Annotated in this window: 33 protein-coding genes and 2 tRNA genes; 5 read left to right on the top strand and 30 right to left on the bottom strand. The window is 42.1% G+C overall.

Annotation, left to right across the window (positions count from 1 at the left end; genetic code table 11):
* Positions 1-13: 13 nt before the first annotated feature.
* The 5 genes from NST85_RS13670 to NST85_RS13650 form a co-directional block, all read right to left on the bottom strand.
* Positions 14-763, bottom strand: a complete 750-nt coding sequence (locus tag NST85_RS13670; protein WP_341189557.1) for an SDR family NAD(P)-dependent oxidoreductase — start codon at positions 761-763, stop codon at positions 14-16.
* A gap of 85 nt (positions 764-848) precedes the next feature.
* The gene (locus NST85_RS13665) at positions 849-1,733 is read right to left on the bottom strand and encodes an NAD-dependent epimerase/dehydratase family protein (protein ID WP_341189556.1); all 885 of its coding nucleotides are present in this window, start codon (positions 1,731-1,733) and stop codon (positions 849-851) included.
* A gap of 34 nt (positions 1,734-1,767) precedes the next feature.
* Positions 1,768-2,163, bottom strand: a complete 396-nt coding sequence (locus tag NST85_RS13660) for a hypothetical protein (protein WP_341189555.1) — start codon at positions 2,161-2,163, stop codon at positions 1,768-1,770.
* A gap of 12 nt (positions 2,164-2,175) precedes the next feature.
* Positions 2,176-2,970: a DUF817 domain-containing protein gene (locus tag NST85_RS13655; protein WP_307396809.1), complete on the bottom strand. Its 795-nt coding sequence runs from the start codon at positions 2,968-2,970 to the stop codon at positions 2,176-2,178.
* Between the two features lie 454 nt (positions 2,971-3,424).
* A tRNA-Leu gene (locus tag NST85_RS13650) sits at positions 3,425-3,506 on the bottom strand.
* A gap of 195 nt (positions 3,507-3,701) precedes the next feature.
* On the opposite strand from NST85_RS13650, the gene NST85_RS13645 reads away from it, so the two are divergent.
* On the top strand, positions 3,702-3,878 hold the full coding sequence (locus NST85_RS13645; RefSeq protein WP_127191402.1) for a YjfB family protein: 177 nt from the start codon (positions 3,702-3,704) through the stop codon (positions 3,876-3,878).
* A 115-nt stretch (positions 3,879-3,993) separates the two neighbouring features.
* On the opposite strand, the gene NST85_RS13640 is transcribed toward NST85_RS13645, so the two are convergent.
* From NST85_RS13640 to NST85_RS13630, 3 genes are all read right to left on the bottom strand, one after another.
* Positions 3,994-4,074, bottom strand: a tRNA-Leu gene (locus NST85_RS13640).
* Between the two features lie 129 nt (positions 4,075-4,203).
* A complete protein-coding gene (locus NST85_RS13635; RefSeq protein ID WP_127191403.1) occupies positions 4,204-4,779 on the bottom strand; it encodes a nucleotidyltransferase family protein in 576 nt (191 codons plus the stop codon).
* A gap of 22 nt (positions 4,780-4,801) precedes the next feature.
* The gene (locus tag NST85_RS13630) at positions 4,802-5,230 is read right to left on the bottom strand and encodes a GNAT family N-acetyltransferase (RefSeq protein WP_211350056.1); all 429 of its coding nucleotides are present in this window, start codon (positions 5,228-5,230) and stop codon (positions 4,802-4,804) included.
* Between the two features lie 279 nt (positions 5,231-5,509).
* Here NST85_RS13630 and NST85_RS13625 point away from each other — a divergent pair, with 279 nt between their 5' ends.
* A complete protein-coding gene (locus NST85_RS13625; RefSeq protein ID WP_341189554.1) occupies positions 5,510-5,701 on the top strand; it encodes a hypothetical protein in 192 nt (63 codons plus the stop codon).
* Positions 5,702-5,716: 15 nt separating this feature from the next.
* On the opposite strand, the gene NST85_RS13620 is transcribed toward NST85_RS13625, so the two are convergent.
* The 14 genes from NST85_RS13620 to NST85_RS13555 all read right to left on the bottom strand — a co-directional run bounded on the left by NST85_RS13620 (position 5,717) and on the right by NST85_RS13555 (position 17,395).
* Entirely contained in the window at positions 5,717-6,934 is a 1,218-nt protein-coding gene (locus tag NST85_RS13620; RefSeq protein ID WP_127191405.1) for an MFS transporter, read from the bottom strand.
* A 29-nt stretch (positions 6,935-6,963) separates the two neighbouring features.
* Positions 6,964-7,806, bottom strand: a complete 843-nt coding sequence (locus tag NST85_RS13615) for an aldo/keto reductase (protein WP_127191406.1) — start codon at positions 7,804-7,806, stop codon at positions 6,964-6,966.
* A 147-nt stretch (positions 7,807-7,953) separates the two neighbouring features.
* Positions 7,954-8,394 carry a VOC family protein gene (locus tag NST85_RS13610; protein ID WP_127191407.1) on the bottom strand — a complete coding sequence of 147 codons (441 nt, stop codon included), beginning with the start codon at positions 8,392-8,394 and terminating at the stop codon, positions 7,954-7,956.
* Positions 8,395-8,544: 150 nt separating this feature from the next.
* Positions 8,545-9,036: an RNA polymerase sigma factor gene (locus NST85_RS13605; RefSeq protein ID WP_127191408.1), complete on the bottom strand. Its 492-nt coding sequence runs from the start codon at positions 9,034-9,036 to the stop codon at positions 8,545-8,547.
* A 90-nt stretch (positions 9,037-9,126) separates the two neighbouring features.
* The gene (locus tag NST85_RS13600; protein ID WP_281278186.1) at positions 9,127-9,261 is read right to left on the bottom strand and encodes a hypothetical protein; all 135 of its coding nucleotides are present in this window, start codon (positions 9,259-9,261) and stop codon (positions 9,127-9,129) included.
* Between the two features lie 214 nt (positions 9,262-9,475).
* Positions 9,476-10,570: a sensor histidine kinase gene (locus tag NST85_RS13595; protein ID WP_341189553.1), complete on the bottom strand. Its 1,095-nt coding sequence runs from the start codon at positions 10,568-10,570 to the stop codon at positions 9,476-9,478.
* Positions 10,560-11,258, bottom strand: a complete 699-nt coding sequence (locus tag NST85_RS13590; protein ID WP_127191410.1) for a response regulator transcription factor — start codon at positions 11,256-11,258, stop codon at positions 10,560-10,562. The genes NST85_RS13595 and NST85_RS13590 overlap by 11 nt, the downstream gene beginning before the upstream one ends.
* A gap of 107 nt (positions 11,259-11,365) precedes the next feature.
* Positions 11,366-12,439, bottom strand: coding sequence for a sensor histidine kinase (locus NST85_RS13585; protein ID WP_127191461.1), 1,074 nt, complete (start codon positions 12,437-12,439; stop codon positions 11,366-11,368).
* Positions 12,440-12,441: 2 nt separating this feature from the next.
* The gene (locus tag NST85_RS13580) at positions 12,442-13,119 is read right to left on the bottom strand and encodes a response regulator transcription factor (RefSeq protein WP_127191411.1); all 678 of its coding nucleotides are present in this window, start codon (positions 13,117-13,119) and stop codon (positions 12,442-12,444) included.
* Positions 13,120-13,134: 15 nt separating this feature from the next.
* Entirely contained in the window at positions 13,135-14,856 is a 1,722-nt protein-coding gene (locus NST85_RS13575) for an ABC transporter ATP-binding protein (RefSeq protein ID WP_246054010.1), read from the bottom strand.
* 163 nt (positions 14,857-15,019) lie between these two features.
* Complete coding sequence (locus NST85_RS13570) at positions 15,020-15,733, bottom strand: MgtC/SapB family protein (RefSeq protein ID WP_127191413.1); 714 nt, start codon at positions 15,731-15,733, stop codon at positions 15,020-15,022.
* Positions 15,734-15,842: 109 nt separating this feature from the next.
* Positions 15,843-16,316, bottom strand: coding sequence for a hypothetical protein (locus NST85_RS13565; protein WP_127191414.1), 474 nt, complete (start codon positions 16,314-16,316; stop codon positions 15,843-15,845).
* A gap of 54 nt (positions 16,317-16,370) precedes the next feature.
* On the bottom strand, positions 16,371-16,856 hold the full coding sequence (gene infC, locus NST85_RS13560) for a translation initiation factor IF-3 (protein ID WP_127191415.1): 486 nt from the start codon (positions 16,854-16,856) through the stop codon (positions 16,371-16,373).
* A gap of 32 nt (positions 16,857-16,888) precedes the next feature.
* Positions 16,889-17,395: a metal-dependent hydrolase gene (locus NST85_RS13555; RefSeq protein WP_127191416.1), complete on the bottom strand. Its 507-nt coding sequence runs from the start codon at positions 17,393-17,395 to the stop codon at positions 16,889-16,891.
* A 118-nt stretch (positions 17,396-17,513) separates the two neighbouring features.
* Between NST85_RS13555 and NST85_RS13550 the strand changes: the two genes are divergently transcribed.
* A complete protein-coding gene (locus NST85_RS13550; RefSeq protein WP_127191417.1) occupies positions 17,514-18,083 on the top strand; it encodes a hypothetical protein in 570 nt (189 codons plus the stop codon).
* 96 nt (positions 18,084-18,179) lie between these two features.
* On the opposite strand, the gene NST85_RS13545 is transcribed toward NST85_RS13550, so the two are convergent.
* Entirely contained in the window at positions 18,180-18,593 is a 414-nt protein-coding gene (locus tag NST85_RS13545; RefSeq protein ID WP_148125748.1) for a hypothetical protein, read from the bottom strand.
* Positions 18,594-18,775: 182 nt separating this feature from the next.
* On the opposite strand from NST85_RS13545, the gene NST85_RS13540 reads away from it, so the two are divergent.
* Positions 18,776-18,994, top strand: a complete 219-nt coding sequence (locus NST85_RS13540) for an XRE family transcriptional regulator (protein WP_211350058.1) — start codon at positions 18,776-18,778, stop codon at positions 18,992-18,994.
* 257 nt (positions 18,995-19,251) lie between these two features.
* On the opposite strand, the gene NST85_RS13535 is transcribed toward NST85_RS13540, so the two are convergent.
* The 7 genes from NST85_RS13535 to pnuC form a co-directional block, all read right to left on the bottom strand.
* Positions 19,252-19,938 carry a cyclase family protein gene (locus tag NST85_RS13535; RefSeq protein WP_127191419.1) on the bottom strand — a complete coding sequence of 229 codons (687 nt, stop codon included), beginning with the start codon at positions 19,936-19,938 and terminating at the stop codon, positions 19,252-19,254.
* A gap of 45 nt (positions 19,939-19,983) precedes the next feature.
* The gene (locus NST85_RS13530; protein ID WP_127191462.1) at positions 19,984-20,754 is read right to left on the bottom strand and encodes a helix-turn-helix domain-containing protein; all 771 of its coding nucleotides are present in this window, start codon (positions 20,752-20,754) and stop codon (positions 19,984-19,986) included.
* Between the two features lie 25 nt (positions 20,755-20,779).
* Entirely contained in the window at positions 20,780-21,355 is a 576-nt protein-coding gene (locus NST85_RS13525) for a LysE family translocator (RefSeq protein ID WP_127191420.1), read from the bottom strand.
* A 137-nt stretch (positions 21,356-21,492) separates the two neighbouring features.
* Positions 21,493-22,044, bottom strand: coding sequence for an NADAR family protein (locus NST85_RS13520; protein ID WP_127191421.1), 552 nt, complete (start codon positions 22,042-22,044; stop codon positions 21,493-21,495).
* Entirely contained in the window at positions 22,044-22,934 is an 891-nt protein-coding gene (locus NST85_RS13515; RefSeq protein WP_127191422.1) for an NUDIX hydrolase, read from the bottom strand. The genes NST85_RS13520 and NST85_RS13515 overlap by 1 nt, the downstream gene beginning before the upstream one ends.
* 81 nt (positions 22,935-23,015) lie before the next feature.
* Positions 23,016-24,026, bottom strand: a complete 1,011-nt coding sequence (locus NST85_RS13510) for an AAA family ATPase (protein ID WP_127191423.1) — start codon at positions 24,024-24,026, stop codon at positions 23,016-23,018.
* The gene (gene pnuC, locus NST85_RS13505) at positions 24,023-24,748 is read right to left on the bottom strand and encodes a nicotinamide riboside transporter PnuC (RefSeq protein WP_341189552.1); all 726 of its coding nucleotides are present in this window, start codon (positions 24,746-24,748) and stop codon (positions 24,023-24,025) included. The genes NST85_RS13510 and pnuC overlap by 4 nt, the downstream gene beginning before the upstream one ends.
* Positions 24,749-24,942: 194 nt before the next feature.
* Between pnuC and NST85_RS13500 the strand changes: the two genes are divergently transcribed.
* The gene (locus tag NST85_RS13500) at positions 24,943-25,884 is read left to right on the top strand and encodes a copper amine oxidase N-terminal domain-containing protein (protein ID WP_127191425.1); all 942 of its coding nucleotides are present in this window, start codon (positions 24,943-24,945) and stop codon (positions 25,882-25,884) included.
* The last annotated feature ends 7 nt before the right edge of the window (positions 25,885-25,891 follow it).

The raw sequence follows: 25,891 nt of genomic DNA, 5'->3' as shown, positions 1-25,891 counted from the left end.
CGAACTAAGAATATTAAGGCTCATAGATCATTTTTCGAGTCATTCCACCATCAATAACCAAATTAGCCCCCGTCACAAACGTATTATCGGGATGGGTTAGATAAAGACAGGCTTCTGCAATATCAGAAGGCCTCCCTACTCGTCCCGCCGGATGCTGACGGTGGTCAATCTCTGTAAGAACACTATAGTCACCTGTCTCGATCCAGCCTGGGCTAATACAATTCACCGTAATGCCATCGCTACCAAGTGACACTGCGAGCGCATGGCTTAAGGATACGATGGCTCCTTTTGAAGCAGCATACGCCTCAGATCCGGGTTCTGACATGAGAGCACGTGTGGATGAAATGTTAACGATGGCGCCCCTGTTCTTGTTCTTCTTCATATATTTAGCAGCTTCCTTAGAAGCTAGAAAGCAACTTCGTACGTTGGTGTTTAACACATCATCCCATTCATCTATCGTTAGTTCATATGGAGATTTGAAGCGAGATACACCCGCATTATTAATTAAAATATCAATACTCCCGAATTTCTCATAGGTAGTTGAAATAACATTTGTGATGTCAGCTTCCTTTCTGACATCACAAGGTACAAAAATAACCTCTCCACCCATCTGACTTATCTCGTTAGCAGCCTGTTCACCATTTAGTGTATTGATATCTGCTAACACAACAGATGCCCCTCGGCGAGCATAGGCTTCCGCCACTCCTCTGCCTATACCATTTCCAGCCCCTGTAACGATTACCGTATGATGTTCGAACGACATGCGCATTACCTCCCTAACGGATTAAAGTTCGAGTTGAAAATTTAGCTATGCTTAACGCGATTCTATCCTAACAATGATCACGACATTACGCTCGTTCTGCCACAAGGAGCTGGATTAATTCAGGGAGCCAATCATCGATAGCATCGAATTGATATCCAGCCCGCTCCGCTTTGGACGTATCCATGAACCAAGACGACGGTACGCCGAACGGTGACATATTCGCCTGTTCCGTCTCCGGCTGAATAACTGCAGCAACTCCTGCCTCTCTTTCAATCAAGGAAATGATCTCCCTAATGGTAAGTTTCCCGTTTGAGCAGGCATTAACCGGCCCTGTTATAGGTGAGCTTCCCAGCCAATTCAGAAAAGATGCCGCCCCCGCAGAAGTGATCAATGAGATGGCCGCTTCCGGATTTGGTATGCCAATTGGAGTCTCATTCAGTACTCGTTCAACATGAAAATGGAGCCTTTTGGTATAATCATCTGGACCAAGAACAATGGGAATCCGCATAGCACACACTGGAAAGCTTGCCCTCTGGAAGAAAGTAGCTTCAGCTAGGCGTTTGCCTTCTCCATAATCAAAATCCTCTCTATTACCTGTACGTAAAGGGTAATCATATGGATCGAAAGCAGACTCTGTTGTCGCAATCTCAGAGAAATCATAGACGGATAACGTAGAGGTTAATATGTATTGGCCAACTCGACCTTCAAAGGCATCTATAGCAGCCAACGCTTCATTAGGCGAATAACAGATGTTGTCGTAAATAACATCCCATGGGCCGGCTTCGGCGGCTTTTTTTAAATCTTGCACATCCGTACGGTTCAGGGTGAGACTTCGAACAGGTCCATCAAAACTTACTTCAGTTAAACCACGCGTCGCAACGGTCACTTCGTGTTTCCCTTCTCGAAGCAACAAATTGACTAACCTTTTCCCAAAATAACGAGACCCACCTAACACTAAAATTTTACTCATCACATCAACCTCAATTCATATATTTACCCGCAGATTATTTAGTTATAAACAGACTTTTCATAAAAGCGAGCCCAGTAAGTAAACCAAAGAAGAAGTAGCCGCTCCATTTAGCCATGTGCTCGTTATAAAGTGAATAGTACGGTAAGGTAACATATTGCGAAATAACAGGGTATATCAGCAGCAGAAAACACGGCAAGAATACGAAGAAAAACAGCGGTCTATAAAACTTGCGTCGGTTTGGCACCCCATTCAGCAGGCTCAAATAGATTCCAAATACAAATGCATAAACGATATGACCAATTAAGGTGTAGTCCACTTTGCCCAGAGAGTCATTTTTTCTCGCCATCATATCCATAAATTGATTACCGTAATAAACAAGCAGTAACGCACCAACAATCCACAAGAAGTAATAAAAATATCCTTTTTTCATATCCTAACTCCCCTAGTATTTAATATGGTTAACTTGTTTTACAGCTTTGTCACCGGATTTAACATGCTTAAGCTGAGCAACGATAATTATGGTGATGACGACCAGTAGAAACCACGAGCTAATTTTACCGAGATGGACCAAACGCCAAACATGCTCTTGATCCGGATAGCGCCAGGCTCCAAGAAAAGTTGAGATGTTCTCAGCAATCCAGATGAAGAAGCCAATCAGCAAAAATGCTAATGTGAGTGGCATCCGATAAGTAGTGCCTGAAATGGTGAAGTGAACCCACGTTCGGATAAACACGATCAACAGTAACCCAATCAGCACCCAGCGGTAGTCACCTATGAAATGATGCGTGAAGAAGTTGAGGTAAATCCCCGTACTCAGTGCGACCGCAAATATCGTTCTCGGCCAACCTGTAATATGCAGATCGAATCTGCGCCAAGACTGACATATATAACTTGCCACACTGGCATACATGAACCCACTATATAGTGGCACCCCAAATACTTTAATCCACCCTTCCTCAGGATATGACCATGACCCCATATGTACTTTGAATATTTCCAAAGCTAGGCCAATCACATGAAACATACAGATCACTTTGAGTTCATCAATGGTCTCCAGCTTAAACAGCACCATACCCACTTGTGCTAACAGACAAATAATAAGAATTAGATCATATCTCGGCAATCCTGGTATTCCAACTACTTTAGTTAACGCGAGTGTCAAGAAGATTATAACTGGAAAAATACACGATAACGCCTCTAGCCAACCGAATAGTAACAATTTACGTACAAACGTCATGTTTCCCTCCACTGTAAGTAACCGGACAGATGCCGGATATTCAGCACCTTACTAGCGCGCCGTGATTCATTCAGATTTTACCATAAAGTGACCTGAAGGTAGGGACATTTTTGTATCCAACTTGTTACTTGAACCATGGAACTAGTGATAGATATGAGCTTAGATTCCTGTCGATAGAGCCTTTTTTAATAATAAAAACCCACTCTGCCTTGCTCATACAATTGCATTACGCTGGTCCATACGTGAAGTTTTGTTACTATTGTAATTCTTGTCTTCATATGAAAAGTCTCCTTAATCTTGATAGATACCAATATAAAGGCTAAACCTCTCACCTGAAATTGCGAAACATTAACTCAACATTAAACTGAAGGGAATATCACCAATTAAAAACGGAGGATAACAAAGAAAACCCACTGGATGAACCAGTGGGTTTCTTCGTTATTACCTATTCTTATGCGCGTAGAGGGACTTGAACCCCCACGTCGTGAAACGCCAGATCCTAAGTCTGGTGCGTCTGCCAATTCCGCCATACGCGCGCATGATTACGGCGTTCTCACCGTATCTGTCCTAGATGCATAATGCAGCAGCGACAATTAATATATTAACAAATCCGGACTACGAAAGTCAAGGTTTATTTTCGAATAATAATTATCGCGATTGCCCCTGACTTATCATTCAATAACATCTTACCGATAAAATATATGTAGTTAACTTATTAGGAGGTAGACACCATGGATATTGTTGCACTTTCAACTAGAATGGCACAAACCAACTTACAGCAAGAGGTAAGTATCTCTGTTGTTAAAATGTCAAAAGATCAAGCTGTCATCGAAGGCCAAGCCCTCATCAAAATGATGGAGCAAAGCGTTCTGCCTAATCTAGGTGGCAATCTCGACATCAAATTGTAGCATGCACAAGCTTGGAGAGGCTCTCAGCCTCTCCACTCTTTCAGGTAGTTAATTTATGTGAATAATCATGAATAAACAACAAAAAAAACCTTGATATCCAAGGCTTTCTTCTTGATGCGCGTGAAGGGACTTGAACCCCCACGTCGTGAAACGCCAGATCCTAAGTCTGGTGCGTCTGCCATTCCGCCACACGCGCGTGTACTCTGTATCGCATCAGCGACAAGATATATCTTATCATGTTGCTATATCATGCGTCAAGCTTTTTTTAAAAAAATATCAACTGTACGTAATTTAGAAAACCAATTCGAATTTGTAGTGCAAGCCACTAAATAACATCCTCAACCACAAGTAGCTGCGGCCAAATTCGTAACCATTCTTTCTGAGCTATCCTTCTCATAAATAACTCATTATCTCGACAATAAGGACTTTGACGTACCCTTAGAGAGAACAAATCATCCAGTCCATGAGGCGCAATGAGTTCGACCTCTCCGTTCCTATTCAAACGTACACCAACTGCCGTGGCGGTCTCTGGCCAACGCAACATGGCATCCTCTACAGAACAATGAGGTGACTCACCACTCTTCATGTGCATCCGCGCTTGATTTTTGACAGACCAATTATGTGTAGGATTTAATTCCCTCAATTTGGCCTCATACTCTTTCTCAACCTCTTCCTCCAAACATGAAGGGTCATAATATAGGACGTCGACATCGTTATAAGGAGTTCTAAGCTCATATCCGTGTAGGATGTCCCAGACATAATTACGTAGATATCCTGCAGCTATACATGCTTGTGGTAACGATAGTAAAGACACTGACTCCAAATCGGCCATCATGTCAGAATTCTCTCTAATCATATGAAGCAATCCCTCGGCATCCAATCGTATTGCTCTTGTATTCATACTCACCAGTCCCCTACTCTACCTATAAATACTTCTTAAACGCTTTGCTAGATTCGCCATCAAAACCAAGTGCCGAATAAAAACGGTGTGCATCTACTCTTGCTGAGCCGCTTGTTAACATCAACTTAACACAACTGCGCTCCTTAGCTAATTCCTCAGCAAACTTCATCATCTGGTTCCCTATGCCCTTACCTCGCTGTTCGGAAGAAACAACAACACGCTCAATAACTCCGAATGGTCGATCCCCACTAAGCGCATCAAGACAAATATGTAAGTGTAGTGTACCTAGTATGCACCCGTCCTCCTCATAAACTAACAAGAAACTATCAGCACTTTCTCTAACCTGTTGAATTCGCTCGGGCCAGACAGCAATCTCTTGATTATTGGGCAAAAGCACCCGGTATAATTCCTCAATCACCGCCGCATCATGAATCTCCGCTTCTCTTATCATTATTCCCCCACCCTTACTGGTTAATATGAAGATAAGTTCTTCAACTTTAATTAGAATTGCTAATTAAGGTTCCAATCGTAATCTATCAAGTTAGCAACACATGGACTAATAAGCGACACTTCGAGTGCTAACGGGATTTACTCCTGCTAAATGTGTGTTCATACTCATGATACCTAAATTAACTGGAAAAACCGGAGCTAATCCACCATATAAGCCTCATTTAGGCGCAATGTAGGTAAATTAGCTGGAGGTTTTCCAGTTATTTGAAGCGAGTATGAATTGACCTGCAAATTAGATGGAGTAATTCCAACTAAGTGTACAGGTCTGGGTCTGGGTCTGGGTCTGGGTCTGGGTCTGGGTCTGGGTCTGGGTCTGGGTCTGGATTTGGGTTTCGATCTAGATGCATATCTAGATCCACATCTACATCGAGAATTGCATCCAGGTCCGAAATTATCATCTACAAGTATGTAATAACCAATTCATTACTCAATTATTTCGTAAAGCTTCATCCTTCGGCAATAGAACGGTCAATAATCCGATCAATGGGAGAAAAGCACAGATCTTCATAATATAGAAGATTCCCATTTGGTCTGCGAAGTTCCCGAGGAAAGCTGAACCTAGTCCCCCGAGCCCAAAAGAAAGTCCAAAGAACAACCCCGATACAAGTCCCACTTTACCAGGTAATAATTCTTGAGCATAGACCACGATAATGGAGAAAGCTGAGGACATGATGAAACCTGCCACAACGACAAGTATCCCCGACCAGAACAAGTTCGCATAAGGAAGTAAAAGTGAGAAAGGCGCTGTACCGAGTATTGACACCCAAATAATATTTCGGCGACCAAATCGATCGGCAAGTGGTCCCCCGAAGAATGTCCCCACCGCAGCAGCAGCTAAGAATGCAAATACATAATACTGAGCCACTTCTTTAGCTACTCCGTAGTGGTCCATGAGAAAGAATGCGTAGAAGTTAGAAATGCTTATCGAATATACATTTTTAGAGAATAAAAGTAGCACCAATATAGTAATCGCAAGACCGATCTTTCCCTTGCTAAGGGAAGGTCTATTCAGTTGATCAGCTCCAACAGAGGTACGCTTCTTGCGAGGCTGTATTACTTGCGAACCGTACCATTTCGCAACGTAGAACTGAATAACGATAGCCACAATCGCAGCTAGTGCGAACCAAGCAACACTGGTTTGTCCCAGTGGGATGAAGATTAATGCCGACATTAGTGGGCCAAGTGAGGTCCCAACATTCCCGCCAACCTGAAAGATCGATTGGGCCAGCCCACGTCGGTCACCTGCCGCTAAATAAGCAACGCGTGACGACTCTGGATGAAACACCGAAGAACCCAGGCCTACGGAAGTCACGGCAAGTAGGATAATACCGTAGGTCGGTGCGTATGCGAGCAAGAGCACGCCAATTAGTGTAAAGAAAACACCCACTGGAAGGATATACGGTCTTGGACGTTTATCTGAATATAATCCGACGAGCGGCTGGAATACCGATGCCGTCATATTCATGGCAAAAGCAATCCATCCAATTTGTCCGTAACTTAGGGATAATGATTCACGAAGTACTGGAAATAGTGCAGGAATAGCAGACTGCATCGTATCATTTAGCAAATGTACCATACTGATCGCAAATAAAATGGGGTACACAGTTTTTGCCGGTGAAGCTGCTTTTGTAGCAGTTTGATTCATTTATCTCTCTCCATCCATCTCTGTTATGATCAGAAGTTGAAATTGTCTGGATCCGATCCATATCGTAAATCCTGATTCAGAGCTTCAATAGCAGCTAGATCTTCAATATCCAATTGAAAATCAAAAACATTCGCATTTTGAACAATTCGTCCTTCATTTACTGATTTAGGTATCGTAACAACACCTACTTGTAAATCCCAACGCAGAATGACTTGAGCAACATTCTTACCATGTTTTGCTGCGATGGCCTTCAGTGTTTCATTTTCGAGCAGTTTTCCCTGTCCAAGCGGTGACCAAGCTTCGAGTTGAATCCCTTTATCTTGATTAAACTGGAGTAACTCTTTTTGGAACAAATGTGGGTGAAACTCAACTTGGTTGACTGCAGGAACGACTTCAGCATCGGCAAATAGATCCTCTAAATGATGGATATTAAAATTGCTGACCCCGATTGCACGAACTTTACCTTCTCTATATATTTTCTCTAAAGCTCGCCAAGTATCCTTATATTTTCCTTTCACTGGCCAGTGAATCAGAAATAAATCAAGATAATCAACATTTAATTTACGCAGACTCGTATCAAATGCTTCCAGTGTGGTCTCATATCCTTGCATACTGTTCCATACTTTCGACGTGATGAATATATCTTCACGAGCCAGCCCGTTCTCAAGTATTGCTTCTGCAACAGCCTGACCAACGCCTTCTTCATTATTGTAAGCAGCAGCCGTATCGATACTACGATACCCGTGGCGAATTGCAGTTTTGACAGCAGATACAACTTCTTCGCCCTCTTGTGCTTTATACACGCCTAGGCCGAGCCACGGCATCTTAACTCCATTGTTAAGTGTTACAGTATCCTGTAGATGGTTTAGCATAGTTTATATCCTCCTCAAAATTATATTTTACTATTCTATTATGAAGGACCGATCGGTATTTTAAAAGAGAACACGAATTTAAAGACGACCGGAGAATGACTCCGGCCGCCAACATATTAATAGTGCAAATTCTACAACCACACGTTTTTAAAACGAAATCATCGCCCCGGTCTCATCAAATACAGCCGAGGGATTCCAAGCAATCTCCCAAACATTATATTCAGGATCTGCAAAATAAGCCGTACGACCTCCCCAGAATGCTTCTTCTGGTTCCCTAAGAATCAAAGCCCCGGCTTCCCTAGCTTTCTCAATTGCATCATCTACCAGTTCCGGTTCTTCCACATTCACCGCCAGCGTTATTCCTCGAAAGGAGGGTTTCGTATCGCTCACAACCTGCTCATCCAGGCCTGCATCCTTTACTAATTCATGATAAGGAAACAAGCTAAGCAGCACTCCCGCGGTCGTAAAAACACAATATTCATCCGTACTTGTGGGCGTGTCTTCCCAGCCTAATCTTTTGTAGAAAGATCTTAAACTGGGTAAATCCAGTGCACCTAAAGTGACCAACGTGACTCGTTGCGGTATCATACGTTTTTTCCCTCCCAAATCGTATTTGTAAATACAGAATGCAAGGTAACCCGGTATGAAAATTACTTTTTATGGTATTATATATCCTACATGAAAAATACAAAAATGACCAGAAAAGTGTTGATAAATACACTCTGGTCATTAAGCGCCTTAGGCGGTCTCTCTAGATTGACGGAGTCTTTGTCTCGCACGATAGAGGATAATTTTAAAGTGTGATAACGTGATTCCCATGAGCTCGGCTGATTCTTGATAAGAGAATCCTTGCACATCATATAATAAAACCGCATGTTGCTGATTCGGTTGTAGTAAGGACAACATTCCATATAGCTCATTTCGATTCTCTTGCGTGATCACATTTGACTCTGGAGTCTCCTCACTAGCAAAGTCAATAAAGAAATCATTATCATAAATGGATGAACGACTCTCCTTACGAATCAAGTCAATATACGCGTTATGGGCGACCCGTAGTAACCACGATTTCGCCTGCTTACCATCCAATGCATCTACATGTTTCAATGCCCGGCAGAACACTTCCTGCGTTAAGTCCTCAGATGTATGATGATTTCGACTCAAATAGAGTAAATAGCGGTACACATCTTTACTATAATTACGATATATAATGTCTATTCCATTCGTCTTCATTTTGATAATCCCCCTTAAAATAAGCTATGCTTGCCTTAGTCTCATCTGCTCACCAGAATCCATATTGGCTATGTAAACAGCACCCTTTTGTTAGCGCCATTTTAATTCGATTTGATTTAATGCCAGAGCAGCTTGTTTCCGCAGTGTACTGATCTGAGATTTGTCGCTAATTAGTAGTAGCAGCAGAACAATGAGGGCAAGCAATATCCATTTTTTTCTATTCATTTGGATAGCCCTCCATCTTAAACTTATTAACCTAAATTCATTATGAGGGGGAGAGTTTAAGTCCCCACTAAGAAAACCTTAAGATTCTATTAAGATTTGCCTTAAACAACAATATTTTAGGATTGTAGGATAAAAAAACGCGTTATTCCATCAAAAGGAATAACGCGTATTCTTCTTAATAATTTACACTTTTTTAAAAAATAGTTCTTATTCCCTAATTATAGTTGCGTCCAAGACGAACCGTAAATACCGTCCGGTATTCATCACTATCTGCTCCAATACTCCCATGATGCAGATCAACGATATGCTTGGCAATGGCCAAACCAATCCCCGAACCACCTGTATTCTTAGCGCGTGATTTCTCTACACGATAGAAACGATCAAACAAATGAGGTAAGTCTGACTTAGGAATAGGTTCTCCATAATTGACCACATCCGTAACCACCTCTTGCCCATCGACACGTGCACGAATATCTAAATATTTACCATCATGACCGTAGCGAATGGCATTTGAAATCAGGTTCTCGTACACCCGTCTCAGTTTATCACCATCTGCCATCACATACAGTTGCTGTTCTTCCATTAAGAGTCGGCATTCCATACCACTCTCTTGGAATTGCCAGGCGAAATGTGCAGCGATTTGATGTAACATCTCCACTAAATTAATTTTGCTTATATAGAGTTTCATTTCCTTATCTTGGAGTCTAGTATATTCAAACAAATCCTGTAACAACTGCTTTAATCGGATCGATTCCTCATATGCCATATTAACATAGTATCGCAGCTCTACTTCATCCCTATAGCGATCCTGTTCAATCAAACCTAGATATCCTGTAATGGAAGTCAGTGGTGTTCGCAAATCATGAGAAACGTTAGTGACGAGTTCGTTTTTCGTTCGTTCAGCACGCCGCTCTTCCTCCATCGAAGTCCTAAGCCTGTCCACCATTCGATTAATATCCGTAGCTAATTGACCTAATTGACCTACATTTTCCACCGGAATTCTATTCGCAGAGTCTTCTTCCATGTTATGAACTTCTTCAATTAATAATTTCAAATACTTCTCTTCGTGACGTCTGACGCTCCGCCTATAGAAGTATAATGCGAATAACAGCAGGATCGGTACCCCAACTATGTAATAAGCCGTCGGATAGCCAATATTCAAGTTGATCCATGCCATGACTGTATATAAGGATACACTTGGGTAAAATTTATAGAACAGCTTACTTAAGAGCACAAGAAACAACAGCGAGACAACCGTAGTTATAATCGTCCAGAACAACCAAGCCAGAAAACGTAAACTAGCTTTCAAGTTTGTAGCCTACCCCCCATACCGTGTGGATCAGCTTTTCCCCATCCATTTCCTTCTCTAGCTTTTCGCGTAACCGGCTAATATGCACTGTAACTGAATTATTGCTCTCGAAATACTTGTCCTTCCATATTAGCTCAAAAATTTCCTCCGAGCCAAATACTCGGCCTGGATGACTAGCAAGCAAGAACAAAATTCCAAATTCAATAGGTGTCAACTTTACGGGGCGCCCATCAATGGTTGTAGTATGTGTTTCTTTATCAATTTGTAGTGAACCAAATTTAATGATGTGATCTTGGGTAGTATGCGCTGATTGAGTCGCAGCATAAGAGGAGCGCCGCAGTAACGATTTAACCCGTGCAACCAGCTCCAGTGGATTAAACGGTTTCACCATATAATCGTCTGCACCGGTCATTAGCCCCGTAATTTTATCCATATCTCCATCTTTAGCGCTGAGCATCAGAATAGGTGTTGTCCGTGTCTCACGTATCTTTAAACAAACAGAAATACCATCCAATCCGGGCATCATCACATCAAGAATGATTAAATCAATTTCTTCCTGCTCCATCATATCCAAAGCCAATAGTCCGTTATCCGCTTTAAAGACAATATATCCTTCATTATGAAGATAAATCTCTATTAATTTAGCTATTTTATCGTCATCATCCACAATTAAAATTTGTTTACTCATAAGGTTGATCATCCTTTTATTTAGAGGCTAGTATGCACACCATTCTATCATAGCATGATAGATACAACCATTTACTAAGAAAAAGTTAAAAAAGGATTACGATCTTATCATTCTTGTTGAAAAGAATACGGCATAGAGATGACGAACCGAGTTCCTTGCCCTACTCGAGACTCCGCTGAAATATCACCTTGATGTATATCCACGATCTTCTTCACTATCGACAAGCCGAGACCACTGCCTCCAGCAGTACGGTTTCTAGATTTATCCGCTTTATAGAAACGTTCAAATATATGAACGAGATCCTCTTCTTTAATCCCAATTCCTGTATCTTCTATGGTCACTTCTGCACCATGCTCAGTAGCAATTAGTCTTAACGAGATCTCTCCATCTACAGGCGTGAATTTGATACTATTATGAAGTAGATTTACCCACACTTGATTCAATAATTCTTCAACCGCAACGATCTCAATTTCCTGCAAATCTAGATCTACTTGGATTCCTTTGGCAAGCCACTGTGGTTCACCCGCCAACACAACGGTGCGTAACTGATTATCCAACCTAAAGCGACATGTTTCAAAGGACGGTTTGTCCGACTCCAAATAAGACAACTTTAAGAGATTGTCGCTCATTTGTGATAATCTCCGGCTCTCCCCTTCAATGATTTCCAGATAATGTTCTCGCTTCTCCTCCGAAAGATCCCGATTACGTAGCGCCTTAGCAAATCCGCGGATTGACGTTAGTGGAGATTGTATCTCATGCGATACATTGGAAATAAAATCTTGCCTCATACTCTCGAGCTGACCCAACTCACCGGCCATATCATTAATGCTTTGAATTATTTTATCGAATTCGTTTCTACCCTTCCCATTCGTATCCAGTTTTACTTTGAAATCGCCTTTTGCTATCCGTCGCATCGCATCAATGATTGACGTCATCATAGCGATTTGCCTCGGCCGGATAAATAGACCAAGGACCATCATCGCTAGAATAAAGAGAATAACCCCTAACAGTGCATCGATCATTTGCACTAGGTAGGGGGAAGATGGAGTACCATAAACCTTATAAAGTGTCTTCGTCAAGAAATTGGCTGCCATCCAGGAGAGTGCCACAAAGGCCAGGACACCAATAGATTGCAATACATGGAGTAGCACAAACCATATCTTCTTCCAAACCTCTCTCATCTTCAACGTTCACAAACCTCCAGACGATAACCGAGACCTCGGATTGTAGTAATTTTGAAATCAAATTTATCTTCTGGAAAACGCTCCCTGAGTCGATTAATATGCACGTCGAGTGTACGCTCGTTTCCTTCGAAATCATATCCCCAAATATCTTCAATCAATTGTTCTCTTGTAAGCGTCCTCCCCGGATAACTACCGAGTTTAAATAAAAGCTCGAACTCCTTAAGTGGTAGTGTGAAGCTCTCGTCTGATGTGGAAGCTTCGTAGGTTTTGCGATTCATACTTATTTGTCCAATACTGACCATTTGAGATACAGCAACTTGATAGCGTTTAAGTAAAGCCTTTACCCTAGCCACCAGTTCAGCGGGTTCAAATGGTTTAACTAGATAATCATCTGTACCCAGCTCAAAACCTTTCAGGATTTGCTTGGTTTCACCTTTGGCGGTAAGCATTAGGAGTGGCATATCATAATCTCGCTGCAGTTCATGACACAACTCCCAGCCATCCATGTTCGGCATCATAATGTCCATGATTACTAGATCAGCTCGCTCCTCAGCCAGTATGGACAGCGCTTCAAGCCCATCAGCGGCTTCAAGCACCTCCATTCCTGCTTCTTCGAGGAACACTCTGATCAGTTCGCGAATATGCATATCGTCGTCAACTACAAGTATTTTAGCCATCGTAATTAGATTCTCCTATTTATACGTATCTTCATCTTCTACAGCACCCGCAATCTGTAATTGTTGCGCTGCAAATTCACGATACATGTCATGGTTCTCTAACAGTTCTTCGTGACGACCTCTTCCTGTAACCTGACCCTTCTCGATGAAAATAATTTGATCTGCCCCCACAACGGTAGACAGTCTATGGGCAATAACAATCGTTGTCCGGCCTTCCATCAAATTCTTCAGTGCCTTCTGAACCACAACTTCGGAACGGCTATCCAAACTTGAAGTCGCTTCATCCAACATCAGGATCTTGGGATCACGCAGCAATGCTCTAGCTATAGCAATCCGCTGCCGTTGTCCCCCTGACAACTTCACACCACGTTCTCCAACATCCGTATTGTAGCCATCGGGTAATTCGGCGATGAATTCGTCCGCATAAGCCATCTTAGCCGCATTTATCAGTTCAGCCCTGCTAACTTCACGCTGAACTCCATAACATAGATTCTCCGAGATCGTTCCAGCAATCATGGGACTTTCTTGGGAGACATAACCGATCATTCCCCGCCAGGAGCGGAGTGCAAAGGCATCAATCGGCTCTTCTCCAAGTGAAATGACACCTTCTTGTGGGAGGTAAAAACGTTCTAGTATCGAGAACAGGGTAGTTTTACCGCCGCCACTTGGACCAACCACAGCCGTAATCGTTCCCGGATCCATCCGAAAGCTGACATTTTGTAATACGGGTTCATCAGGTTTGTAACCGAAAGATACATTATCAAGCACTACGGGCTGATTCGAATTGGAGACTTCCACACCAGAGCCAAAAGCTTCTTCTTCAGCATCCAGTGTTTCCATGATCCGCTCCGTTGCTCCCTTAGCTTTTTGCAATTGCGTAAAGAAGGTAGTCAGTTGCGTCATCGGCATCACAATCTGGATCAAATACAGAATAAAAGCAACCAACTCACCCGCCGTCAATCCACCTGAGGATACTTGCATCCCACCATAACCAATTACAATGACTAGCAGCATCATCAGTACAAAGGACATAATCGGACTGATCCACGCCATCACTTTACCTTCGCGTATCCCGAAATTTAGCAAGTTACGTATACCTGTACTTCCGTTCTCGTATTCCTTGTGCTCCGCATTGGAGGATTTCACGAGCCGGATTTCTGATAATACTTGGGTTAGTGTTGAAGTAAAAGTTGCCGTTTCATCTTGCATGCCTACAGAAATTTTATACATCTTCCGCCCGAGCGGAACGAGGATCAAAGCCGCTATAGGAATCACCGTGAACATAATGAGTGTCATTTTCCAGTTCAAATAGAACAGAACTACGATTGAACCTACAATCGAGATGATCCCGCTGAAGAAACTAGCCACATGTTCTGAAATGAGACTCTTAATGACTCCGGTATCATTCGTCATACGACTGACAGACTCCCCAGTACGATTATTATCGAAATAGGGAACTGGTAGAACGAGCATCTTCTTCCACAATCGATCACGCAGGCCAGCAACCATTTTTTGACCCACATAGTTCAATAAATAGATAGAGACACCCGCTGCGATAGTTTGGCTGATAAATGCAGCCCCAATTGCAATGATCTGAGAACTATTAATTGAGGATAAAGAAAATCCGTCCACCAGACTTTTCGTAAACATGGGTATTACAAGGCCAACTAATGTGGACACAATACTGAGTAATATAGCTACACTCAACATCCAAATGGATGGCTTTGTTTCTCGCATTAAAGTAAAGAACGTCCCGGTACTCGTCTTTGCTCCGGTTGGTTTATTAGAGTTATTTAAATTCATGGTTCCTCTTCCCCTTTTCTACTTAGAAAGCTTCGACTTCCTTTGCTAAGTAAAGAATAAACCAAGATTTTAAACTGAAGTTAAACAGACACCAGAATTATAGATTTTCAACTTCTACACTGATGACATGGTCAATATCACGGAGAAAATGATAAATTTCCGTCGTATATTCCTTCTCAGATGCAGCTATGACCATATCCACCCGTTGACGGCCTTCGTCCAAGTCCTTTATTTTCAATCGACGGATGTGATGTCGTTGCTGCTTAGCCCCCGGTCCCATCGCCTCCTTACGCTCAATAACGCGTATCAGTTCCGTTACATTGCCGTGGTCAGCCATCACAATCTTAATAGAAACATCGCGTTGGTTAAGCTTATACGGTCCAATCCATTTAATAATGTAGGGAACAAAGTTCACTGCAATAATTAGCAAAATAACAGTAAGTGACGCCTCAACAAAGAATCCCGCTCCGATTGCGATCCCAATCCCTGATGCCGCCCAAATCATCGCAGCAGAGGTCAATCCGGATATTCCTTCATTATTTCTACGTAGAATGGCACCCGCACCTAGAAAACCAATCCCACTAACGACCTGTGCCGCAAGACGCATGGGGTCCATATTAGGATGGTCAGGTCCAGAAAATTTCTCGAACGCTTCAATCGATACAATCGTCACTAGGCAGCTCGCAATACAGATAACCATACTTGTCTTGATGCCAAGAGGCTTCTGTTTCAATTGACGGTCAATACCAATAAACAATCCAAATAATAAAGCCGCACTTAATTTGAATACCATAATCAAATCAATTTCCATAGTAGTCTCTCTCTCCTTATTGCATATAGAGTGAGTATATTTTAACCACTGATTTTGTGCAAATAGAAAAATGGCGACCTCATTGGCCACCATTCCATCTGTTTCGTATTTATTTAACTTCGACGGAGAACAAATAATCGGAATGCCCTTGATCCAAGAACCAATCACATTCAATTTTGTACAAATATACTCCTTTATCCATGGGCACGAAATAAGGATCTTCGTTATCTAAATCTTGATTTGTGTTTATTAATGAAAATTCTTTGATTCTTTTAGGCGCTTTAATGTTTATCTGTGCACCCGCAGGGACAAGGGTCGAAGGTATCTCGGACAAAGACATATCCACACTTTCACAACTAGATTCGTTACCCAATGATGAGGAACACCAAGTGTAACTACCTTGAACGACTTTAATTGCCACACCATCAATATCTATCTCTGGTAGAGGTGGTTTCCCATCCTTTATCCATTTTGATTGAATAGTATTGTCTGAGTTGTGCTTAATACCCACTGTATATCCTATATAGAACGTTATCGCAAGCAAAACTAACATTAGCAAGGATATCCATGATTTCTTTCTCACCCCAACTCCCCCTCTACATCCTAGACGGCGATAATAGATAGGAAGTTGCGAAAGTTATTTGGCACGCAGAATCGCAATCACTTGCTTCCCACTAACCTGAATTCCTTTATCCTGCTTACCGCAATGCTCTAGATCGCGAATGAGGCGTTCCACCAACTGTTTGGCCGGATCGGTTTTCTTCTTATCAACAAGTACCGTTAATTGCACATCATTTCCCGCAGTTAGAATTCGTTCGGCTTGCCGTTTCTTTGTATCATAATCATGCTCTTCGATCAGCGAAGTAAGTCTGATTTCCTTTAACTTCGTTCCGGTTGATGCCTTGCGTTCTTGTTGTTGAGCCTTATTCTTTTCCATTTTGGATGCACCTTTACCCGCCAGTTTACATGGAGGGGGACTGGACATAAGCGATGTACATACCAAATCTACTTTGAGCGACTTCGCCATTTGCAGCGCTTCTTTGGTGGGCACCACTCCCAAGTTCTCTCCATTTACACCCGTCAAAAGCACCTCTGTCGCTCTTATTTGTTCATTCGTAATCATTCGATTTATTCACCCCAGATTAATTTTACTTACTATAAAATACCTTCAGGCAGCATATAAAAGATCGGAAGCATGACCATTACAACCAATAAAACGAGTCGGAATGAATCTTCCGCATTGGAACCCGTTTTAATCGAAAATATGCTGGGTAACAACCGAAACTTCTTTTTCCATGGCCAAAATAATGCAATCCCCTGCTCATTAAACATATCGATTAACGGATGCGACGCATAAGCTAGTAAAAAGCTCCAGAAGAAAAATAAAGGTAACGGAGTTAGTAATGCAGCCAATCCCGCAAGGAAAAACAAGGAGTGCGTAAATGTCCGATGCTTCACTCTAAGTAATTGAAGGATAAAAGAAATAGGCAAAAAGATCTTCGCCATGGTCGATCCCTTCTTATCAACGTCGGCGAGTGGCCCTGCCAGACACCCAATAAGCAGCGCTGCACCTGATTCCCATGATAGCAGCGGTTGATGATAATGCATAATAACAGTTTCCACAGCCACAATACCAGCGATGCTATGAGTCTTTTGAAGCATAATAAATCCTCCGAATTTCTCTAAGTTGTCCATGCTATTATAGCAAAGATAAGAAGGATTACTTTGTTTTATCTCGAAATTAATTACAGCAACTATAAACAGATAGACGGAGGCTCACATGAAAGTAAAAGTACTAGTATCGACCCTTATCTTCATATGTTTTGTATCTTGGTCAAATTTTTCAATTTCAAATGCCCAATCTTTAAAGCCACAAGATATCTTAAACAAGAAATATCCTAATGAAATTATTAAAATTATCAAAACCGCGGATGTTAATTCAGATAAGAAAATGGAATCTTTTATTATCACAGAATCAGGAAATTTTTATTTGATTAATGCTAAGAGAACGGTTGTTTTAATTAATACCGGTTTTTCAGCCGACGGAGGTTTTGATGAAGTAGACATTCAAATTTACGCTGTAAATAGTAAAGAAAAACATATCGCTGTTAAAGGTTACTATCTACCATCAAATACTCAACTGTACGTTTATCGACTTAAAGATGGAACTTTGAAGCAGGTTCTAGAACTAATGGGTGATGTAGATGTTCAAATTGACAAAAAAGGTAGAGTTCATCAGCTCTGGAAAAACTATAAGCTCGAAGGTGGATGGGATCTTGCTGAAGGCATCATGACGTGGAATCCAAAAACTAATAAATATAAGGGATCCGGAGACTATGTGTTGAACTAAAAAGTATATAAATGCTAAGTCAAAGCGGCAGATCAAGAGACGTTAACAAAGTCCTTGACTGCCGCTTTAATGATTAAACTAGCGTGTAACCAGAGTTTATTCATTATACTTATCATAATTGACGCTTAAAGCTACACGATACATTCCTTGCAGGTCATTTGATGTAACATACATTAAAGTGTCGTTAGCTTCTTCTTCCCAATCGGGACCATATAACAGTAAATAGTCTGCGAAATCTACGAAGACACTAAAATCTTTCGGCTCAATCTTTAATAACCTTTGATATATTTTAAACATTGTATCTATAGGCATAAAAAACTGTTCTATTTCTAGACGAATTATCCTATCTAATGGTTCTCTTTTCATTACTGTACTTAAACAACTCTCCAGTTGCCGTTTTAGACTGTCAAAGTTTCGATTTAATGATTTCTGTTCGTTTTCATCAAAATCCAGCCAATTTAGTTGTCTGATTTTGTGAATCTCTTGAACATACCATGAAATATCCTTCAAATCGTAACACCAAATGTTTAGTAATACCCGGGCGCTGGACGAAGAGGTATCCATCAAGAGTGCCTGGGCGAGCACGCTGTTTACGCTCACGATTCACGAGATCCAACCCGAGGATAAAGCTAAAGCGGAAAGGAAATCATAAGATTCGTTGGACGATTTTTTCTGAGAGGGGCATATGCATATTGAAGTACGAACTTGGCCGTTGCCTGCTAGAGGAAAGACTTCAGGAAGCAGGCATGCCGCTGGAACGGCTGGCGCTGGAACTGCGTGTGAGACGGGAGCGGCTGGATGACTTTATCGACAATAAAAGAGTGATGTCTCTTAAGCTCGCGATTTCGATCGCCGATACGCTTCAGTGCGAGGTGCGCAGCCTGTACGAATTAACTCCTTCCGATGTTTAATTATTGGCGGTTTTTCTTTTGGCAAATAACCAACAATCAAGGATAACAAAACCTAAGTCCTGCCCGTTAACGTATTGATTCAACAGAGTTTCTAACTTTAAACTCTTACTATCCTCATCGTCTGATATCAAAAGTTTCCTTTTCAAAAAGTAAAAGGACAGACTGTACTTCTTGTCCTGTCCTCAAATCCCCTTTTCCAGATGATATTACAACAGGTTCTCCTTAGTTCGTTTACTAAACATGTCAAGAACAACCTTTTATTCTTCAATTTCAACGATGACATTAACGACAGATGCATCGTGGTTTTTAATGCGGAGTGGTGCTGTGAAAGCAGAAATGAGCTTTTTTCCAACCAATGGTGCTGGATTAATGTCTTCATAAACGAGCATTGTCGGCTCTTCATACTTTTCGTGGTCTAAGAAGGCATGGTGGACAAAATATCCGTTTCCTTTTGCTTCTGTCAAATTCTCAATGCTCAAGGTATCAATGGCCACTGCTTTGCAGTTTGGCAACTTCGTACGGATGTATACTGCAGCTTCTGGAGAGACAGCTGGGAAATTATTAGCGTATTTCTCGAAATTCGTTTCCCGGTGTTTCCAATGGCCCGTATTAAAGATCAGAATATCCGCTTCATACAGGTCTTCATATTCCTCGAGCGTTTCGATGGTGATAAAGCCGTTCGGGCCAACCGGGCAGTTGATTAATAGCGGCTTTCGATAGATGAAGTCTTCAATTGGAACTGCATCTATTCCCTTACCGTTATTCATATGATGCCATGGGGCATCGACATGGGTACCAGCATGAAGATACATGCTTAACACACTTCCGTTCCAGTCATCCCCTTTGTCCAAACGCTCTCTAGGCTCTATTTTCACTTCTGGCAATCCTGGATAAACAGGCATTCCTTCATAAATTGGGTAACCGATTTCTACGTATTTTGGCATACTAAGACGCTCCTCCCTGAGTATAACTACAAGCTCAGTAATATATTAAATGTGACTATATCCAAATGCTGTTGTTCCATATACGCTTTTAAAGTGTTTATTTAAATGAGTCAAATCAACAAAACCACATTCAACTACAGCTGAATAGATATCTCCATTTTTGTCTATTAACTGCTTTGCGCGTTCTATCTTGCAGTTAAGAAAGTATTGGTAAGGTGAAATTCCAGTATGTGCCTTGAATAATCTGATAAACTGAAATTTCGATAAATTAAGCTCCTTACTTATATCGTCAAGTTTAAGTACATTTCCTAAGTTGCTGTGAAGCATATCCTTTGCTTTTTTAATTATAGTGTTATCTTTCTTATAGTCTGTTGAGAGATTAGTTTGAATAAGGATCTCTGTGAGTGATAAGAGTAATTCACTACACAAAGCCTCATCTTGTTCGCTCAATATTGCATTAGACAGACTTAATATTCTTTGTTTAAGTTTATTGTCATACACTATCGGGGTTGAAAAACGAACTATCTCCTTTTTCTCAATAACCTCTAAAAACAATTGTGGCTCAATATATAGCATAATATAGTCAAGTCCTGCCTCATCATGTGCCCTTCCGTCATGTGCCTGTTCTGGATTAAAAAGCATAACACCATTTTGATAGGATAATTGTGAACTGCCATCCAAGTTATACTCTTGAATACCACGCAATGTTACACCCATAGCATACTCCTGGTGGGAGTGCTTTTTATAAGTAAAGTCAGTAATACTTGCTGACAAGGCAGTAATACCTGCCAATTTTTTATATATAAATTTTTCTATGTTACTCACCTCTTAATTAGCTTAACTATATCCATATCATTACTGCTGCATAAGCTAAAAATAATGCCATCATGACATTAACAGTCTTTTTATGCTTTAGTAAAAACTCCTTGAATACTGTACCGAAAAGAACCCATGTAGCAAATGCTAAAAAACCAACAAGCGTAATAACTATAACACTAACTGTTACTGCAGACTTTGTGAAATAGTGAGGCATAATAAAACTAGGAATTACAGTCATCGTAAATACTAACACCTTTGGATTTATAAACTGCATAATGAAGCCTGACATAAAGCTAGCAGTTTGGTATACAGTTGGTTTTGAACTATCCATTTTGTAGATTTGATAAGCAAGATAGAACATATAAAAACTTCCGATGATCTGCATTGCAAATAATATTTTTGGCATTATCGTTATTAGCATAGTATTTAACATAGCAGAAATAGCAAGTAATAAAGCAAAAGCTATGGTTGCACCATACGTATATTCCATTGCCTTTTTTGTCCCAAATTTTTGTACTGTAGATAATATAACGATATTAGTAGGTCCTGGAGTGAAAGTTACAATAAAACAGTACAATAAAAAAGATGTAATATTCATGAGGAAACTCCCTTTCAAGGTAATCTCATAGAAATATACATCTTAAATTTAAGGGTATATAGTATATTATTGCGCTTTGCTTAGGTCACTATTTATTAGTTGAGCAGAACTTACCCATAGTTCACGGCTTGCAAAAGCTAATCCCGCAGCAACTCTTCCCTGACTTCGGTCAGCGCGAATCCCAGCAAGTTCCTGCCCCGCCATTTCACAGGATTCTCGGCATCCGGATTGGACTGGACCATACCAATCCCCCATATGCGATCCTGTGGGCTGGCTTCGACGAGAATACGGTTTTTCGTCGACTTGAGATAGTCGCCAAGCTTCGAGTCTTGTGAAAATTTGGCCATGCTGCCTCTTTTGACGATGTCGTAGCATTCCTTATCCCAAATGTCATTGTTGAAGTTTCGAACCGCGCGTCCATAGGCTTTCATCTCCTTAGGGTGTTTGGCCTTAAGGATTGCATCCAGCATTTCGTAATCTCCGAACAGCCTTGCCTTTTCCGCCATTATAAACTGCTCGGCACATGAGTATTCCGTCCCCTCTACCTCGAATGGGCTCATCCACCATTGGCTGAAGCAGCTTTTGTCGACTCCGCCGTCCTTTGGTGGCGTATGGCCCCAAAAGAACATATACTTAAATGTTTTTCCCGCGTTATATGCTTTTCTTAGCTCCTCAATATTATATATCATCAGTATTCCTCCAAATTTCTCCGATACAAGCGAGAAGGACGGTGCCCCGCATTTTCGGTGTAATGATCGGTTTCCGTTACGAGATCAGCCACTTTACGCCGGAAAGCAGCCTTCAACAGCTCTTTGTCCAGGATCACCTCGTAAACCTGCTGCAGCTCTGTCAATGTAAACAGCTGTGGCATCAAGTGCAACGCAATATCGGTATAATTCACTTTTCCCCGTAGCCGCTCGATAGCGCAGGCTATTATCTTCGCATGATCAAATGCCAATCCGTCATTCGATACGATCGAGTAGGCGGTTGATGTCGAAGTCGCCTTTGCTGTCACCGTCCGATCTACAATCGCCGTAAGTTCTTCCTCTTCGCAACTGAGCTTAAGCTCATATTCCAATGTCTTGATGTATCCATTTTCGATCAGTTCTTTCCGTTCCCGTAGAAGTCGATAGGAAACCTTGAACCAGGCGGCGTCGGCAGCGTCGTCTCCGGCCTGCAACTGTACCTGATCGCTATTGATCAAAGCCATATAGCTGCAGCTTATGACCCAGGTACGGGGATCCCGTCCAACATCGCTGAAGGTGTACAATTGCTCCAAATAAACATCTTCCACGCCGGTCTCTTCACATAACTCCCGAGCCGCGGCCTGCTCCGTTGTCTCGTCTGGGCGGGCAAATCCGCCCGGCAGTGCCCATTTGCCCAGGAAAGGGTGTCCTCCCCGGCGAATGAGCAGCATCCGCAGCTCTTTTTCCGGTAACTTGCGGTAGCTATCCGCCTCCGCGTCCGTCACGGTGAAAATGATCATGTCCGTCGCCACCGAAGGCCGCTCGAAATCCCCAACCCGGTACTGATCCAAAAATTCGCTTTCTGTAAGTCCATCACGATCCAACAAGTCCATCAGTTTCGCCTCCTTGATTCTTTATTCTAAGCACAAATGTCGCTGCCTGTACGTAAAATGTTCCCACTATTGCATCTCATTCTAGCCGTTCAATTCCCCGAAATAGTTCCGGTAGGGCTCGAACTTCGCCAATACCTCTTCTACCTTGCGCATTCGTTCCTCCAAGTTGCCCCGCAGCGTGATAAAGGGAATCCGTCGCTCATGCAAGTCCGCGATGATCTGCTTATGAAAAACTTGTCGTTTCTGATCCCCGCTGCGGTCCCACGTATCATCGTAAGGAATATCGTCGTCGCACAGAAAAAATAGATCGTATCGCTGCGCGTTTTCCAAGGCAATCCGGGTTAAGAGCTCGGGGGCTCGGCCGTGGTAATCCAATGCGAACATATAAGTTGTAATCGCATTGGTATCCACAAAAAGATAACGGTTCGCTTCCAGAACAACCTGCTCCTCCCGCTCAATATGCCCCACCGCGATTTCGTCGAACGCTTCCAGGCCGATTCTGCGGTCCACCTGATGCTCGGTCCAATAATCCCGTCCGTATTCACTCGCAAAGGTCGTACGATAACGATCCGCCAACGCTTTGGCGATCGTGGATTTGCCGGTCGACATCGCTCCCACAAAAACCACTTTCGTGATCAAATCCGGGTACACGATATCACTTACAAACTCCCGGTACTTATAAGGATCGGAACGGACCATCGTCGCCGAGATCGGAACCCGCTCGCGAGCTTCATCTACTCGACGGTCCATAGCACCCAAAGCGATGCTCATATGCTCCCCGTAAAACTCGCTGGAGTAGAAATGGGTCACTTGCTCTCCCTCTAGCAACCCCAGAATATACTGCTCTTCCCGGATCTCATGTTCTCGGTCGTTCGAATACCCGTCCGGACCGTCCCAGGCTTCGATCACCCGTATCATCGGATAGAGCTTGCGAATCCAGTTCGCCCGAATATGAAGCGGAATTGGGGTGACCGTCGTCTCGTAGATCACCACAATCAATTCGTCAACCTCTTGCAGTGCTGTCTCGAACATGAACTGATGCCCTTTATGCAGCGGGGCGAACTTCCCCAGTGTTAATCCAAGCGTCTTCATGCGGACACCTCCTTGGCCCCTTTGTTCCAGTTGTAATAGCCGTATACCGCATTAACCAAATACGCGCTCCACATGACGATCATCAGCAAACCTTCGCCGCTACCTTCGAACATCCGAATCGCCCACAGCAGCACCGTGAACATATTCAGCACGATATAGACCAACCATTGTTCCTTGAACCTTCTGACCATTAAAAGAGTAGCCACGATGGATAACACCGTTGTAATAGCATCGATGTAAGGCGAGTTCTGCCCCGGAATGAACGAAAGTCCCAGCCCCAGCAGCAGGCAGCCCAATACACATATTACCCCCACGAGGACCAGACTCTTAACCTGCATTTGGCGCATGGACAGTTTGCCACCCTGAAGGTTATTTTTCCACATGTAGAAGCCGATGACATTCATAGGTACAAAGAAAAGTAGATTTAGCATCACCTCTCCAAACAAACCGTTGACATAAGCCAAATATGCGTAGCCTACAGTATTGTACATACCGAAAACATAGCTCATCAGGTTTCCTTTCGCCGCGAGCACCACACATAGCACCCCGGTGATAAAGACCGTAAAACCGAATAAAGAATCCTTAGAAATCACCGTAAAACCGATAGCAATCGAGGTAAACAAAACTAACCAGACTATCTCGAACAAGTTCCAATCATTCGCATACTTCTTCACCTTGTATCCCCTCAGCTTTCTCCACTCATTTTCAGAGTGCAACCTCAAATGCCACTTAGTAACTTTGTGATAATAACATTTTGTTACTATCAAAAATAACAGAGTTACCGACAGATGTAAAGTGAATTTTTGGAATAAAAAAATGTCGACATTTGTTAAATTTTGGATTAATCAATAGGACCAACTATGTTATATTGAAGAAAATAATTCTATTATTTTGAAATCAAATCAAAGGAGATATTATGAAAAAAATAGTTTATTTAATGCTTATAGGGTGTCTTGTTATCTTCACTGGCCTTTTTTCTTTCGCTTCCTCAACATCCGCCGCTGCTTCCGTTTCTTACACACTCTATATTGACGGCAAGGTTTCGCCGGCAAAATTCCCAATCGTAATGGAGAATAACAGCACTCTAGTTCCAATGAAATCGGTTCTAACCGAACTAAACTACACTACCACCGTCAATAACCAGACGAAGGCGATTACAGCTAAAAATTCAGCTGGCTCCATTATAATCGTGAAGGTTGGAAGCAAAAAAGCCAAAATCAACGGGTCTGATATGCTCCTCCCCGCATCGGTCAAGACGATGAACGGAACCACGTACATACCTTTATCGGCAATCAAACAATTAACTGGAAAATCTATCGGCGTAGATGCCTCTCAGGGTATGGCCTGGATTGGGGAAAAGCCGACAGTAGCTGACCCTATTCAGATTTGGGGAGTAACCCCTGACGAAGTTAAAGCCGCTGCTGGTCAGAATCTGCCTATCGATGAGGGAGGACAAGGCGATATTTATCTCCTAATGTACCAAGATTCTACTAAAGGTGCTGAAGAATTATATATATTTCACAAAAACAAACTTGCCAAATTGGTATTTACTCCGATTATTACAGGCAATGAAGATAACGAAACCTTCTTACTCGGTGTTTACTCCGGCATGTTCAATACTGTAGTTAAAGCTTACGGGGAACCAACCAAAGGTTCCGTTGATATTAATAAGGAGACACTTGATCAATATCTTACGCTCCTTTCCAACGAAGGCTACATTTCGAGTGAGTGGAAGGTTGGAGACACCAAAATCAAGACTTTAATAAAAGAAACGGATAGCAGTTACACCATAAGCATGCAATATGTAAATACTTCCGTAGAAACACAACTCAATGCTGCCTTGGATGCTATTAAATAATCAAATA

The sequence above is a fragment of the Paenibacillus sp. FSL K6-2524 genome, assembly GCF_038005525.1.
In the GTDB taxonomy this organism is placed as follows: Bacteria; Bacillota; Bacilli; order Paenibacillales; family Paenibacillaceae; genus Fontibacillus; species Fontibacillus anaericanus.
Note: the sequence above shows the minus strand (reverse complement) of the source record. Positions and strands in the feature narration are given on the sequence as shown.

Excerpts from the sequence above, each read along its gene's own strand:
- NST85_RS13670 (WP_341189557.1), bottom strand. The coding sequence starts at position 763 with ATGTCGTTCGAACATCATACGGTAATCGTTACAGGGGCTGGAAATGGT.
- NST85_RS13665 (WP_341189556.1), bottom strand. The coding sequence starts at position 1,733 with ATGAGTAAAATTTTAGTGTTAGGTGGGTCTCGTTATTTTGGGAAAAGG.
- NST85_RS13660 (WP_341189555.1), bottom strand. The coding sequence starts at position 2,163 with ATGAAAAAAGGATATTTTTATTACTTCTTGTGGATTGTTGGTGCGTTA.
- NST85_RS13655 (WP_307396809.1), bottom strand. The coding sequence starts at position 2,970 with ATGACGTTTGTACGTAAATTGTTACTATTCGGTTGGCTAGAGGCGTTA.
- NST85_RS13645 (WP_127191402.1), top strand. The coding sequence starts at position 3,702 with ATGGATATTGTTGCACTTTCAACTAGAATGGCACAAACCAACTTACAG.
- NST85_RS13635 (WP_127191403.1), bottom strand. The coding sequence starts at position 4,779 with ATGAATACAAGAGCAATACGATTGGATGCCGAGGGATTGCTTCATATG.
- NST85_RS13630 (WP_211350056.1), bottom strand. The coding sequence starts at position 5,230 with ATGATAAGAGAAGCGGAGATTCATGATGCGGCGGTGATTGAGGAATTA.
- NST85_RS13620 (WP_127191405.1), bottom strand. The coding sequence starts at position 6,934 with ATGAATCAAACTGCTACAAAAGCAGCTTCACCGGCAAAAACTGTGTAC.
- NST85_RS13615 (WP_127191406.1), bottom strand. The coding sequence starts at position 7,806 with ATGCTAAACCATCTACAGGATACTGTAACACTTAACAATGGAGTTAAG.
- NST85_RS13610 (WP_127191407.1), bottom strand. The coding sequence starts at position 8,394 with ATGATACCGCAACGAGTCACGTTGGTCACTTTAGGTGCACTGGATTTA.
- NST85_RS13605 (WP_127191408.1), bottom strand. The coding sequence starts at position 9,036 with ATGAAGACGAATGGAATAGACATTATATATCGTAATTATAGTAAAGAT.
- NST85_RS13600 (WP_281278186.1), bottom strand. The coding sequence starts at position 9,261 with ATGAATAGAAAAAAATGGATATTGCTTGCCCTCATTGTTCTGCTGCTA.
- NST85_RS13590 (WP_127191410.1), bottom strand. The coding sequence starts at position 11,258 with ATGAGTAAACAAATTTTAATTGTGGATGATGACGATAAAATAGCTAAA.
- NST85_RS13585 (WP_127191461.1), bottom strand. The coding sequence starts at position 12,439 with ATGAGAGAGGTTTGGAAGAAGATATGGTTTGTGCTACTCCATGTATTG.
- NST85_RS13580 (WP_127191411.1), bottom strand. The coding sequence starts at position 13,119 with ATGGCTAAAATACTTGTAGTTGACGACGATATGCATATTCGCGAACTG.
- NST85_RS13575 (WP_246054010.1), bottom strand. The coding sequence starts at position 14,856 with ATGCGAGAAACAAAGCCATCCATTTGGATGTTGAGTGTAGCTATATTA.
- NST85_RS13570 (WP_127191413.1), bottom strand. The coding sequence starts at position 15,733 with ATGGAAATTGATTTGATTATGGTATTCAAATTAAGTGCGGCTTTATTA.
- infC (WP_127191415.1), bottom strand. The coding sequence starts at position 16,856 with ATGATTACGAATGAACAAATAAGAGCGACAGAGGTGCTTTTGACGGGT.
- NST85_RS13555 (WP_127191416.1), bottom strand. The coding sequence starts at position 17,395 with ATGCTTCAAAAGACTCATAGCATCGCTGGTATTGTGGCTGTGGAAACT.
- NST85_RS13550 (WP_127191417.1), top strand. The coding sequence starts at position 17,514 with ATGAAAGTAAAAGTACTAGTATCGACCCTTATCTTCATATGTTTTGTA.
- NST85_RS13535 (WP_127191419.1), bottom strand. The coding sequence starts at position 19,938 with ATGCCAAAATACGTAGAAATCGGTTACCCAATTTATGAAGGAATGCCT.
- NST85_RS13525 (WP_127191420.1), bottom strand. The coding sequence starts at position 21,355 with ATGAATATTACATCTTTTTTATTGTACTGTTTTATTGTAACTTTCACT.
- NST85_RS13520 (WP_127191421.1), bottom strand. The coding sequence starts at position 22,044 with ATGATATATAATATTGAGGAGCTAAGAAAAGCATATAACGCGGGAAAA.
- NST85_RS13515 (WP_127191422.1), bottom strand. The coding sequence starts at position 22,934 with ATGGACTTGTTGGATCGTGATGGACTTACAGAAAGCGAATTTTTGGAT.
- NST85_RS13510 (WP_127191423.1), bottom strand. The coding sequence starts at position 24,026 with ATGAAGACGCTTGGATTAACACTGGGGAAGTTCGCCCCGCTGCATAAA.
- NST85_RS13500 (WP_127191425.1), top strand. The coding sequence starts at position 24,943 with ATGAAAAAAATAGTTTATTTAATGCTTATAGGGTGTCTTGTTATCTTC.